This is a genomic window from Sphingobacterium sp. BIGb0116, assembly GCF_024808035.1.
Taxonomy (GTDB): domain Bacteria; phylum Bacteroidota; class Bacteroidia; order Sphingobacteriales; family Sphingobacteriaceae; genus Sphingobacterium; species Sphingobacterium paramultivorum.
In genome coordinates, this window is sequence record NZ_JANUDT010000004.1 from 439,782 (window position 1) to 453,968 (window position 14,187).

Below are 14,187 nucleotides of genomic sequence, written 5' to 3' on the forward strand. Positions count from 1 at the left end.
TTATCTCCATCTAGTCCCTTCAATCTTTTTTAGCACGTACAATTCTCCCGATCAATTTATAGACCTCAAACCATAACACGGATGCTGCAGCCACGGAGAGCGCTATCCCCAATTCATATCCGCTCAGGGCTGTTACAGCAAAAAATTGGGCGACAGGAGCAACGTATAATATCACGACTAAAAATAGAAGCACAGCGATCGAAATACCCACGAGCAGCAAGTTTCGGTTTTTAAAACTTTCAAGGATACTATAGTGGAAAGATCGGTTGGCATAACTCAGCAAAATATTGGCAAAGATTAAAGTAGTGAAAACCATAGCCCTCGTTTTTTCCTCAGTTCCCCCCTGCTGAACAGTAAACTGATAAACAAATAGAATCCCTATAGTGATTATCAGGCCTTGAACAATGCTTATTCCGAGCTCATTTATACTCAAAAAAGTGTCGCCCATAGCTCTAGGAGGTCGCTTCATCGTATCCTTTTCAATAGGTTCATTTTCATATACAATCGAGCAGGTGGGCCCCATGACCAATTCGAGGAAGATCACATGCACAGGGCTAAAAATCTGCGGAAATACCCAGCCTAAAAACAAAGGTAGTGATACGGTCAAAATAATGGGGATATGAATAGAAATGATGTATTGAACCGCCTTCTTGATGTTTGCGTAAATCCTTCTTCCGGCTGCGATACCAATGATTAACTTTTGTAGATCGTCATTTGTGATAATCAACGCCGCGGCTGATTTTGCTATTTCAGTACCTTTATTGCCCATAGCAACGCCGATATGGGCTGCTTTTAATGCTGGGCCATCGTTTACCCCATCGCCAAGCATCGCCACAACCTCGCCTTTCTTTTTAAGGGCATTTACAATAGCCAATTTAGCATCCGGAAACATTCTGGTAAATAAAGTTGTTTGCTCCGCTATCGCCATAATTTCAGCATCGGACCTATTGACTATTTCACTGCCATTGATCGGCGGAGACAAAATACGAATTCCGGCTTGAGCCGCTATTGCTTTAGTCGTATCGGCATTGTCGCCAGTAATTACTTTGACTTTAATCCCGGCATCATAAATATCTTGAAACACTTCCTGGATACCTTTTTTGGGTGGATCATAAAATACGGTCAACCCTAAAAATTGGAACTCAAAATCCTGTTGCTTCGCGGGGAAATTATTGCCTTCGAATTTCGCTTTCCCCACACCCAATAGACGAAAGCCCTGCTCTCCATAGGATTTAACAATAGCCCTAATTTTATCTTTCTCATTATCGGGCAGCTTCGATACGCTAAGTATAGCCTCCGGTGCCCCTTTGGCAGCAATAATCCGATCTTTTCCTGTATTTTCGAAAAGATGGGTCATCATCGGCGGTTTACCATCTAAAGGATATTCATGAAATAATGCATACTCCTTTCTGAGGTCCTGATTTTGCGTTTTTTCATATATTTTATGCAACGTAATTTCCATGGGGTCAAAAGGCACAGGCTCACTGCTCCACATCGCATAATCGATAAGCTCTCTTAAATCGGGTTCATCAAACCTTTCCTGATCATAAGATGAATCCGTAGCATAATTATAGAGGTATTTCAATTGCATGGAATTCTCTGTAATGGTCCCGGTCTTATCTGTGCAAATCACCGTTGTACTACCCAAAGTTTCAACAATACTGCTTCTTTTGATTATAATCCCCTCCCGCATGAGTTTCCACGCGCCAAGCGCCATAAAAGTCGTAAACGCAACAGGAATCTCCTCCGGCAATACAGACATGGCCAAAGTAAGTCCATTGAGCAAGCTCGCCACTAAATTACCACTGTCAATAAAACTGTATAGACATACGATTAAAAAAATTAGGATACCGACAATGGCCATTGCTTTTACAAACTTTTGGATTTGCACCTGCAATGGTGAAATTTCTTCCTTGATATTTTTTATCGATTCACCTATTTTTCCAACGCGGGTCTCTTTACCGATTTCAGTAACTTCAAACACGGCCAGGCCTGAGACCGTAACCGTCCCGCCGTAGACCAGGTTATCTTCGGATTTACTGTCCTTAAAGACGGAAAAACTCTCCCCCGTCAACGAAGATTCATTGACAGAAAAATCGTTACTATGTAGAATACGACCATCAGCGTTTATAATTCGACCTTCCTCTGTAATACAGAGATCCCCCACAACAATCTCATGTGTTGGAATTTCACTAACCTTCCCATTTCGAATCACGGTGCTTAATGGTTCATTCAGCTTTTCCAATTCCTCCAGAGCTTTTTTGCTACGATTATCCTGATAAAAAGAAATTGCCGTAACAGCAACAATAGCGACAAACATAAATACAGCCTCTCCGTAATTCCTCACAAAAACATAAATCATCGAGATGATAATCAACAGAATCAGCATAGGCTCCTTCAAAATATCCACAAGCAGTTCAAACCATGTATTCTTGTGATTATCGCTCAATTGATTCCAACCATATTTAGCGCGAGAGGCATTAACCTCAGCTACGGAAAGACCTTTCAGATTATCGGGAATATTATATGACATATCGAATGAACTAGGTTACCTAAATATAATGAATAATTCTTGTATCCAGGGGTTAAATCATCTGTCGACGATCATCTCCTTCACATGTAACATTATGTTACAATCTTTTATTTACAGCTTTTACTTTTTGTAAAAAAGAAAGGCTACATGACTTATAAGCAACATATTAGCATAAAATTTACCTTCTAATACTTTTCTTTTATTGAATATTTCTATTACAATGATATATTTGCGCAGAAATTCATTTGGGGACTTTGAATTTTATATTAGCCAAAAGCAATTTTACGATCATTTTTCCAATAATGCCAAGACAGCTTCTTGCTATTGAAGTCCTTCTTTGCTACCTATGTTTTCAGATTATGTAAAACACAAAGAGAAGCTGGAAACTAAACATATTGTTAAAATATTTCTGTACCTATCGTTAGATATGGAATAGCATCTAAACTTGTTGTGGCCTCCATAATAGTATATTAATAATAAAAACAAGATGGTCATCTTAATTGCAGAAGATAATGAGTTGATATTACGGACAGTTCAATACAAACTGATCAAGGCAGGTCACGAGGTTATCACTACCACCAATGGAAAAGATGCAATTGAAAAGCTCAATACAATGGATCTAGATCTGATCATTACCGACATTATGATGCCATTTGCTTCGGGGATAGAAGTACTTTCTTCCATAAAAAAGCTCGAGAAAAAAATCCCCGTTATTGTACTTTCCAACATGGGACAAGAGGAAGTCGTCATTGAAGCTTTTGACCTTGGCGCTTCAGATTTTATGGTGAAGCCGTTTAGCCCGGAAGAACTCCTGTTGCGGGTCAAACGACTGACGAGTAACAACATTTCAGCTAGAGCCATCCCAGATCACTTGTAACGAAGAACGGGCAGCTTTCTTTACTTGAGCGTGGTTTCAATTGACTAAATCCATCTTTTCAATAATTTAAAAACTTTGCTCTTTTTAGCATAGGGTGGATAGATCAACGTAGAAACTGAAAATTTAGATTGAAACATGACAGCCCTTTCGTGTGAAAATGCCTTAAAGCCAAACTGCCCATGACAACTGCCCATGCCACTGCCATTGACACCACCAAAAGGCAAATGAGGGTTGGAAACATGAATCAAAACATCATTCACACAAGCACCTCCTGAGGACACCTGTTTCAGGATATATTGAATATTAGACTTGTTATTGCTAAATATATATAAAGCTAAAGGCTTTTCAGCGCGATTAATGAGTGCTAGAGCCTCTTGTAGGTCTTCATAGGTTACTATGGGAAGTATAGGACCAAATATTTCTTCTTGCATAATACTGTTGTCGGCCTTCACATCGATCAACAATGCCGGACTTAATGTCAGATCATCCGCTAATTGTCCACCTTCGCACAGTTTTGCCCCACCTGCTGTTGCATTCGCGATTAATGAAACAAGACGATTAGCGTGCTTTTGGTTAATGATCTTTGCATAAACTGTTCGATCCAGCTGCCCATCTTCCGTAAAAAACATACTTTTAATCGCCTTTAGATAATAGTCTACAAATTCATCCCGTTTATCTTTAGGCAAAAGAACATAATCTGGCGCAATGCAGGTTTGCCCTGCATTGATTAATTTTCCCCAAGCAACTTTATGGGCAGTCATTTCCAAATCTGCAGTCTCATCTAATATAACGGGTGATTTTCCACCAAGCTCCAAGGTTACAGAACTGAGATTGCGGGAGGCAGCCTGCATAACAAGTTTACCTACTGCTGGACTCCCGGTGAAGAAAATATGATCAAAGGGAAGCTCCAATAGCGCTTCGGAAACACGCTGTTCACCTTCAATACAGGCCACTTCCCGTTGGTCAAATCCTTTGGTCAAGATCTCCCCAATAACTGCAGACGTGAATGAACTATGTTCTGAGGGCTTTAAAATCACACAATTGCCCGCTGCAATAGCTGAAATCAAAGGACTCATTGTGAGCTGAAAAGGGTAGTTCCAAGGCGATATAATGAGCGCCGTACCCTTAGGTTGGTAGGTAATTGTACTTTTAGCAAAAAAATTGGTCATCGAGCGGCCAACCTGTTTAGGCTTCATCCATTTTCGTAAATGTCGTATTGCAAATGCTATTTCACCGTAAATAAACAATACTTCGCTTATGGCGGCTTCACTTCGTGACTTCCGTAAATCTTTTTCGAGCGCCGCATAGATTAAATCCTCATGACTTTCAATAAGCGCCCTTAGCTTGTAGAGTTTCTTTATACGCTCCTGTGCACTGCTAGACCGTAATTCATATTTAAAAAGCTGCTGCTGTTCAAATATTAAACCTATCTGATCCGTTAACGTCTCTTTGTTCATACCAATTGAAGATCAATATTATTATTTTTTTGATGGCATATTATTGATCCATTGGCGAATCAGATCCACACCTTCTTTATGTATTATACTTCTGGCCAACTCCGGCATCGCTGTACCGGGTTCCACACTGTTCATCCGATAAAGCAGGATAGAATGCTTGGCATCTCCGGGAACCACATCAAAATCCAAGCCACCTGCTCCACCTCCAGCTGAAACAGGAGCTTTACCAATACCAAGGTGGGAAGGAATTTTCACATCATAATCCAGGAAAAGCCCCGTATTATAAGCGTCTCCCCCTTTGGTATGGCAATGCGCACAATTCACATCTAAATAGGCTCTTGCCCGTTGTTCCAAACTGAATTTGTTTTCATCAGTCCATATAGGCAATTGCGGTACTTTCTTTAGATCGGGCATATTGGACACCCGGCCAAGGGAAAGCCATTTGGCTAGTTGGTTGATCGAATCACCTAATTGCACAAAATTGAGGTTTCGGGCTTTTGGACCTATGGGCATCAGTTTGGAGCTATTGTTATGACAGCGCTTGCAATCGTTGGTGTTGGGTACCATATAGTTTGTCGTATGCTTATTGCCCGCATTATCTATCAATGTAATCGGTAGTTTAGCACCGCGAATATGTTTAATAGCATCGGTCTGCCCATCATTCCACAGATAATTCATCACTTTCCAGGCATGATCAGCTGGATCCTTCACCAGTAAGCGCGTCTCTATCAACACTTTTTGCCTTTGTTCATTTATGTAGGAGAAATTCTTTATAATAATGGTTGAGTCGGGAAAATCTAACGGACCATGCGCTGTGTAGCCTATTTTCCCTCCTTTTGGCAAGACAATAAAGCGGTCTTTAACAGCATAATCAGAAAATAGGGGCGTGCTCAGATCGTAGCCCAAGATATCAGCTCTTGCCACTAATTGGTTTAGTTTTCCAGTAAAAAAGCCGTATTCGGACAGTCGTTCTCTAAATTCAAAAGAGACAGCCCTATGATCTGATGATTTCTTTTGCCCCTGCCGACAGCTCTGTTGCAGCAAAAGCAGGATCACACTCAATATTCCGATACAGACGAAGGGAAATTTTGTTGGTTTCACTGTTATTTGCATTGAAAAGGTTGTACATTACTTGAGGGTTTCCACTTCGCCGGTTGACCTGCGTGACTAAAATCTGCCGATACAAACATATTCTCACCCGGCTGATTGATACAGATGGAATCCGGGTTTTGAGTATGACCATTCGTGATCACATTACTGGTAATACCATCATACAATATGGCAGGAACCCGCTTATTTTTCCTATCCGGCTCAACGCTATTCAACTGGGCTTCAGTAGCAATAATCAATTGACCGATACGATGCTCATAAGCTGCTTGCGGGAATTTATCCCCCATCTTAATGGTATTTCTATAAATTTTAACATGTGTGGGTATTGGGGAATAATTTGCATTGATGCGTTCCGCAGCTTTTTCATCCACAGCAAAACCTGAAGCAATCGTAATCGCAGACGTATTGTTTTGTTCGATAACATTATCGTAAATTTCAATATTTGATGTAGAAAGAATAATGATACCACTTCCCGGAGATGCATTCCCTACTCCCCAAAAAGTTCCGAAACTCCCACCTTTGGCAAAATTTTTAAAATTATTATCATAGATTTTATTGCGATATGCCTTTACCCTTCCACCACGCTGTGAAAGTTCAGGCAGATCAAAAATCAGAAATCCGGCTGTATTTCCATAGAATTCATTGTCGTAAACTTCAGCATCTGTTGTATTTTCAATTTCACAACCTGCCACATTTTTCGCTGCTTTGCATTTCCGCACAATGACACCTTTTGTCTGTCCAACATAGATACCTGCATCTGAAGCCCCTTCGGCATAACAATTCTCAACAAGCACATTTTTACAGAGCACAGGATAAATCCCATATCCGCCACTTGTAGAATCGGCCGAGCTCCATATACTATGAAGATTTGAAATGACAACGTCTTGGCTATTGTTTATCTTCAATAGATCTCCTTTTGAATCACGAATGGTCATATTCCCAATCGCTAAACCTTTCACATCAGTAACCCGGATTCCCTCTCCTCCCTGTGTCTGACTGGAAAAATCAATAATTGTCTTATCATAGCCCTCGCCTTCAATCTTAATATGATTTACTTGCGCAATACTCAGATTATCGAAGGAGTATTTTCCAGCTTTTAGCACGATATTGGTGCTATCTTTAATGGAAAGGAAAGCTTCTTCAATAGCCTCTTCTTGTCCAGGAGTAAACGTAAGGACTTTGTAACTGTCTTTCGATTGGTCGGCACAGCTGTACAGGAAGGAAGCTGTGACCGCAATACCAATCAATTGTTTTAAATATCTTTTCATGTTCTGATTTATTTAGTTTTTGATTAGAAAATATTATAAGCATAAGTGACATAATACACTGCCCCTATACGTGGATTAGCAATTCCTGTCGAATAATACTTGTTTGTGATATTGGTCCCCCCAATACGAATTCCGGATCGAGCCTTAACAAATTTATAGCTCACTTGCGCATCGATCACCGCTGAGCTTGGCACTTGACCTGCGGCAAGTCCTCCAGACACGACATAATAGTACCCCGGTTTATAACGTAAGGAAGTACTAAAAGACCAAACCTGTTTTTTCCCAAAGCCACTATTCGCGAATTCAAGATTAAAGTGATAATGTGGTGTATTGAAATTGTTAATTTGACTATTGTTCTTATTTTTTAGGTAGTCAGAATAACAATTGGCCTTGGTCACAAAATTCCGGCCTAGATCCAAACTAATACTCGCGGCATATCCATAGGTATTTACGGTCTCTCCGCCATTAAAAGCGATATTATACTGAACATAGGTCGCATGATCTTTAAAAGCATTGTAATCATCGCTTCCAGGAGTATTGGCAACATTGGCATAGCCAATAAAATTCTTCCAAGTTGAAAAATACCCCAACACATCGATCATCACCCGCTTGCCCAACATAGCTGCATAGCCCAGTTCGAAAGCATTAACCGACTGCGGCTTAATATCATCAAATTTAAATTTCTGAAGTACGGTTGGATCGTTCGATTGCTGAAACTTTTGCACGCTTTCCAAGGTGTAAGGAGGATAGCGATCAAATTGATAATTATCGATCAACAACAGCGATGAACCGCCGGAGGAATAGCTATTATAACCGTTTAAGGTATTTTGTAAGGCTTGTATATTAGAGGGGAAACTATACGCATTCTGATAAGAAAGGCGTAAATAATTCTGATGAAACAAATCAAACACCAGTGATGCTCTTGAAGTTAACTTTGGCTGAGCAAACAACGTATTCTTATCGTAACGGAATGAAGTGGCAATATTAAGGCGATCATCCAATACTTTTTTGGCGAGTTGCAGGTAAGCACTGTACTCTTTTACATGAATCGGCTTATCCTTATCCGGGAATAGTGTATTTTTTGAATTTAGATTGTACAAACGCCAATTGACACCTGCAATCACCTGCATAAATTTTACGAGATCTGAGAAATTATACTGTGCTTCGGCATTGTACAATTTGCTACGGTCCAAAAACAGCGTTCCACCCTGCGATATTGGTGTATTGCTGATACTATCTTTAAGTCTATTGAACAGCGGTGTTCCGAGTTCGGCACGTCCTTGATCGGCTAACGTGCGTGCCGCTAGATGAGCGTCTGTGAGCGAAGTACCTGAAACAAGTGCATTTAAGAGACCGGCAGTATATTCAGGATACCAACCACCTGTCTCGCCATCGTAACTTGTTTTCCAAGATTCATTGATATATTGTGCTGTCGGCCCTGCAACCAGTGTCCTCCCCGAATTTTCTTGGGTCGTATACGTTCTGAAAAACCATTTATCCCCACGAAGCTCCAGCCGATATTGCCCTACTTTAAATCCTTTCAGCTGATAACGCGTATCGTTGGTATACACAATATTACCTGTACCAAAAGTGGCTGAAGCGATGGCTTCAATAGTGGTGGAAACCTTGTAACGGAATTCACCATTGATTTTAAAGAGCTTGGCTCTATTATCGAGATAGCCATATTCGGGGTATCCAGTCCGGGCAACATAATTTGGATTTTTCAGTAGGGGCTCGATTAGGGGGGCCAATTCCGGATTTCCCTGAAGTGCACCTTCCAAAAAGGGATTAATATCTGTCGAAGTCGCTCCTCCATACAGGTTAACCCCATTATAGTTTGGATCTGTCAGCGCTGTCCCAGGACCGTTTTTGTTGGTTTCATCGTTCGCTACCCAATCTTTTGCCTGTGTATACTGACCATTGATCTTGAAAGCAATTTTATTCCCCATTTGTTTTGCATAGCGTATAGCCCAATCATAATAGGGTGACGTAGGCACAGGATCATTGTTCTTTTTATGATTGATATGGTTGACACCTTGAGTCACCAACACACTTAATCCTTGATATTTAAACGGATTTTTACCTGTGGCAACCATCGTACCATTCAATCCCCTTGACCCATACAAGGCTGAAGATGCTCCAGACAGCACCTCTATATTATCGACATCAAGTTGAGTTAGCCCGATGACCGATCCGAGCGGAAAATTCAGTCCTGGCGCCTGATTATCCATCCCGTCTACGATCTGAGTAAAGTTGGTGTTCCCACTGGTATTGAACCCACGCGTTGTAACACTGGTAAAACCAATACTGGATACGGTAACATCGACTCCTCTCAAGCCTTGAAGCATATCCATGTAATTTAATTGTGCAGCATTACGAATGTCTTTGCTGCTCATTTGCTCAATTGTTACTGGCGCGGATAGTTTACTTTGTACAGTTCTACTTGCAGAAACAACAACTTCCTGTCCCAAAATGGGCGATAAATTCAAAGAAATATGCAATGGAGATGACAGGTTATTCACCAAAACTTCTTTCGATTCATACCCGATAGCGGAAATATACAGCGTAATGGGTAGTGGTCTATTTGTTTTCAGCTGAAAACGCCCTCGATCATCCGTGAAAGTACCTTCCTTTCCGTTTTTTACGTGGATCGAAACTGCATAGGCCGGCTCGGATGTTGAGCTATTGCTGACCTGCCCATTGATGATCTGTTGTGCAGACAAACTAAATGGCACACAGATACAGAGAATCTGGATTAATAAGGCAATTTTTTTCATGTTTATATTGGTTAGCGTATTATTATCGCTTCAATGCTTCACCTTACCCGCCATGATTCTCCAAAAATGGACAATCGAGAATTATATTCTGAGCCCTCTAAAAATTAGGCTGACTAGAAATTTGGTATCCCGAAGACTTTGTGCATAGTCAATTTCAACCTGCCGCTTCAGTATCGCCTGCTGCTCTGTACTATGTTTCAATGCATTAGCAAAATTTATAAGTACAGAAGCTATATTTTCAGGATCTGTTAGATCCAATTTTTCATGTGCAATGGCCTGCGTGAGAAGCTTAGTAAGAAAAGCTTTCTCTTGCACCATCATTGCATCATATAGTTCAAAAAAACGAGGTAAAATCTTATCAAGTGATTCGACAGACACCCTATTCATATTTAGCACATTGGTATAATAGTTCAATCTCGATTCTAAATAAAAAGAAATCTGATTCTCCACTCCCTTCTTTTTCAATGTACTTTTTTGTAATGTATCGATAAAAGATTGTCCTTCTCGTATTGCTACTTCAATAAAAATATCCTCTTTGTTCTTGTAATAATAATAAAGAGACGTTTTGTTCAATCCCACAGTTTTAGCAATGTCTTCCAAGGTTGTTTTTTCCAATCCATAACGCTCGAAACATTCCATGGCCGCCTGTCCAATTCTTTCTTTGACCTGTTCCTTTTTGTTCATCTAAAATAAAGTTAGTAATATATTTTTCAATTTTCAAACATTTTATTTAAATGTTTGAAAATTGAAAAATATATCAAGATGTAAACCTAACACTGTTAAAAGTCAAATACATACAGACTTAACATGTTACGCCAAACATAGACAAATTGATTTTTAAATAAAAGAAGTATGCGATCTTATTCAGGTTTATTCGCGACAAAATTGTCTTTACTGCACTTTTTTAAGGGGCTCCGTTTTCTTTTCATCAAAGTATCTTGACTCCATCTTCTCTATTTTGTTTACTGTTAAAACAGTCCAGCAATAAAAAACAGACCAATCACAGGTTGTTTATTCGGAAAAGCAGACTCCTCGCAAATAGAATATGACTATTATGTATATAGTTGAGGTTATTTTTAGATTATCTACAAAAAAAAAGCACTAAAAGAGAAGTAGTTACAAATCATTTATTGTTTATCAAAACATTAAAAAAAATCTTTGGCAAACTATTTGTTTGAACAACGAAAGCTTTCTAATCGGAAACACACAACTTATATTTTTTTAAATTATCATGAAAAAAGTAATTCTACCTTTTCTAACACTTTTTACGCTACTATTTGTTGCTCATCAGCAAGCAAACGCACAAACTCCGTATCGGACAGCCATTGGTCTTGGAATAGATGTCGGCGATGGTCAAACATTATTCGGTCCACAGATAAAACACAATTTTGGTGGAAATGACGCTGGAAATGCACAAGTATTATTTGGAGACAATATTACTGTTATCGGCGTGGATTATTCATACAACAAACGTATTCCTGGATCTCGAGGTCTTTCATGGTACATTGGTGTTGGTCCACAAGTATCATTTATTGATTATGGTAAATGGCACGACGACTGGTATGACGACTACCATTGGAAAGATGGAAAAACACATACTGATTTTGCGATCCGTCCAGCTTTGGGTCTAGAGTTCAAAATACCTTCTGCGCCATTGGCCATGCATTTCGACTGGAAACCTTGGTGGAATCTTTCTCATGGTTCTAATTTCGAGCCATCGCGTTTTTCTTTAGGATTTAAATTCGTTTTGAAATAGCATAACGCGAATACAAATAACAAAAATCCTGCTCATCATCGGTGTGGCAGGATTTTTTGTTTTCACCATTAAGGTGTTTTTATCTTTACACCGACAAAGTATGTCCTTGGCATGTTGGGGCCATAAATGTAATTGCTATCGCGATTTTTCCCGGTATCAAAATCAGTTTGATACGCATTAAAAATATTTTTTACCCCTGCATAAAGCTCAATGACATTTTTGTATTTAGGTAAGTTAAATGCATAAGCTACTTTACTATTGAGCTCCGAAAAGGCTCTTGTCCGTACCATTTGATCGTCAGGAAAATTATCTGCTCCCCCGACATGGGCAATACGCATATTTCCCGTATAAACATAGTTTAAATTGATTGTCCAGGGTTTACTTCCTGTAATATTGAGGTTGGCAAAACCATATTCGTTGGGTGTCCGCAAAAATGATCGAATTGGAGCTACTCCTTCCAAATACGACACCGGACTATCATACTTGCTTTGCTGCACTGTCAATCCAGTTTCCAACTGAATCTTCTTAGCATAATTTACACGTAATTCCAATGTTCCTCCGGCTACTGTTGCGTTGTTTCCATTTCGCTTTTCAAAAATCTTCCCAAAATTATCTGCACCGATTTCCTCAAGTACAAATGCATTATTCAGGTGCGTATAAAATCCTTCCAGGGTGAAGCCTGCTATCCACGTTTCAGTTGCTTTGTCGTAGTTTATCGAACCACTCAGGCTTTTTGAACGCTCCTCCCTTAAATCAGCAGATAACTGTACACGCGATACGCCGCCACCAGCAAATGCGATATGCAGGTCGGTGTCAAATGCCTGTGGCGCTCTAAAGCCGGTTCCATAGCTTAATCGAAATTGTGTTGTTGGGGCATATTTATAAAGGAGTGCTATTCGCGGACTGACAACAACTTTATGCAATAAATTATGTTTGTCAACCCGAACACCCGACAATACATTAAACTTAGTCGCCAAATCCCAATCACTTTGAAAGAAGCTTCCCCAATCTTTGGTATGCTGATCCACGAGATAATTATAACTCGGAATTTCGTCATAAACTTTGTCAGAAACATACTCCGATCCAATGGTCAATACATTACGACCACTAAAGAAATTGCGGATCTCATGATTCAATTGAAAACCTCCCTGAAGTGTTGTTGTTTTAGAATCCCCATAAGGTGGATGCTTAAGATGATTTTCAATCGCCTCAGGATCATCTGGAAATACGCCGGTATAATGTTTTCTATTGGTATTTTGAAAAGCAGTATAGACGATCAATGCCGATTTATCTTGATTGAAGTTAATCTGATAATCAGTGCTTCCCATCCAAATTTTATGATGCCGCTCTTCTGACTGCAGTGTTAAATACGCAGGTTTATCGGTCATTTCACCACCGAAACGATATTCATTCAGGTTGCTTAAGGAGACTTCTAATTTTTGATTATCCGAAAACTGATAGAATGAATTAATTCCTAAAGAGGTATTTTCAATTTTGGGCATTTCAGAAAAATTATCACCATTTGCATCATAGAAACCACGATCCCGCTTGTTGAAGAAGAATGAAGTTCCGGCATTCCCCTTCTCGTTGACTAATGTTGCATTGCCCCCGAGGTTAAAATCATTTGTCCCCCCACCTATACGCTGATAGAAAGAATTGATTTCATAGCTGTTTGCCCGTGGGAGCTTTGTAATCACATTCACCGTTCCGCCAATTGCGCTTGAACCATACAATGAGGAGCCGCCTCCGCGAACGACTTCAATTTTTTCAATCATATTGACCGGTAGTTGCTCCATGCCATAAAGTCCCATCAACGGACTGAAAATTGGCCGACCGTTAATCAGAATCTGTGAATAACCACCCTGAAGTCCATTCATCCGCAATTGCGTATAGTTACAGGTCTGACAGTCTGTTTCTACGCGCAATCCGGGTTGAAACTTCAAACCCTCCGAAAGGTTACACACTTGTAGATTGTCCAAAGTCTTGCTATCCAAAATATTTACCATTACAGGACTCTCTGTTTTCCTTTTAAATGTTTTGGTACCCGTTACCACAATTTCATCCAGTAAAAGTTCAGCCCCATCTAACTGAATATCTTTGGTCAATACCCCTGGACCGACTTTTACTGAATCACGGAATTCCTTAAATCCAATGTGTTTTACTTCCACTTCCCAGGTACCATGGGGGATACTTTCAACGATATACCTTCCCGAATTGTTCGACTTGGTACCTATCTGTAATTTTGGAATAACAACGGATGCTGCTCCTAACGGCACACCATTCTTATCGTAAACCTTACCAGTAATCTTACCTGTCTGTCCAAAGGAAATAAATCCTGTAAGCACCATGGCTATTGTCAAATGAGCACTGTACCCTTTCATCATGTTTTGCTTTTTTATATTTATAAAT

Annotated in this window: 9 protein-coding genes; 2 read left to right on the forward strand and 7 right to left on the reverse strand. The window is 39.9% G+C overall.

What is annotated here, in order from left to right; genetic code table 11:
- Positions 1-19: 19 nt before the first annotated feature.
- The gene (locus tag M2419_RS12900; RefSeq protein ID WP_153847890.1) at positions 20-2,533 is read right to left on the reverse strand and encodes a cation-translocating P-type ATPase; all 2,514 of its coding nucleotides are present in this window, start codon (positions 2,531-2,533) and stop codon (positions 20-22) included.
- A 487-nt stretch (positions 2,534-3,020) separates the two neighbouring features.
- Here M2419_RS12900 and M2419_RS12905 point away from each other — a divergent pair, with 487 nt between their 5' ends.
- Positions 3,021-3,410 carry a response regulator transcription factor gene (locus M2419_RS12905; RefSeq protein WP_153847889.1) on the forward strand — a complete coding sequence of 130 codons (390 nt, stop codon included), beginning with the start codon at positions 3,021-3,023 and terminating at the stop codon, positions 3,408-3,410.
- A gap of 44 nt (positions 3,411-3,454) precedes the next feature.
- On the opposite strand, the gene M2419_RS12910 is transcribed toward M2419_RS12905, so the two are convergent.
- From M2419_RS12910 to M2419_RS12930, 5 genes are all read right to left on the reverse strand, one after another.
- Entirely contained in the window at positions 3,455-4,867 is a 1,413-nt protein-coding gene (locus M2419_RS12910; protein ID WP_153847888.1) for an aldehyde dehydrogenase family protein, read from the reverse strand.
- Between the two features lie 21 nt (positions 4,868-4,888).
- The gene (locus tag M2419_RS12915; protein ID WP_259255226.1) at positions 4,889-5,968 is read right to left on the reverse strand and encodes an SO2930 family diheme c-type cytochrome; all 1,080 of its coding nucleotides are present in this window, start codon (positions 5,966-5,968) and stop codon (positions 4,889-4,891) included.
- Positions 5,969-5,970: 2 nt separating this feature from the next.
- Positions 5,971-7,245: a parallel beta-helix domain-containing protein gene (locus M2419_RS12920; RefSeq protein WP_153847886.1), complete on the reverse strand. Its 1,275-nt coding sequence runs from the start codon at positions 7,243-7,245 to the stop codon at positions 5,971-5,973.
- 23 nt (positions 7,246-7,268) lie between these two features.
- Entirely contained in the window at positions 7,269-10,022 is a 2,754-nt protein-coding gene (locus M2419_RS12925; protein WP_153847885.1) for a carboxypeptidase-like regulatory domain-containing protein, read from the reverse strand.
- Positions 10,023-10,103: 81 nt separating this feature from the next.
- Positions 10,104-10,706, reverse strand: coding sequence for a TetR/AcrR family transcriptional regulator (locus M2419_RS12930; protein WP_120335275.1), 603 nt, complete (start codon positions 10,704-10,706; stop codon positions 10,104-10,106).
- Positions 10,707-11,253: 547 nt separating this feature from the next.
- Between M2419_RS12930 and M2419_RS12935 the strand changes: the two genes are divergently transcribed.
- Positions 11,254-11,778, forward strand: a complete 525-nt coding sequence (locus tag M2419_RS12935; protein ID WP_070564708.1) for a hypothetical protein — start codon at positions 11,254-11,256, stop codon at positions 11,776-11,778.
- Between the two features lie 68 nt (positions 11,779-11,846).
- Here the strand turns inward: M2419_RS12935 and M2419_RS12940 are convergent, their stop codons facing one another.
- Entirely contained in the window at positions 11,847-14,162 is a 2,316-nt protein-coding gene (locus M2419_RS12940; protein WP_202883694.1) for a TonB-dependent receptor domain-containing protein, read from the reverse strand.
- Positions 14,163-14,187: the final 25 nt, after the last annotated feature.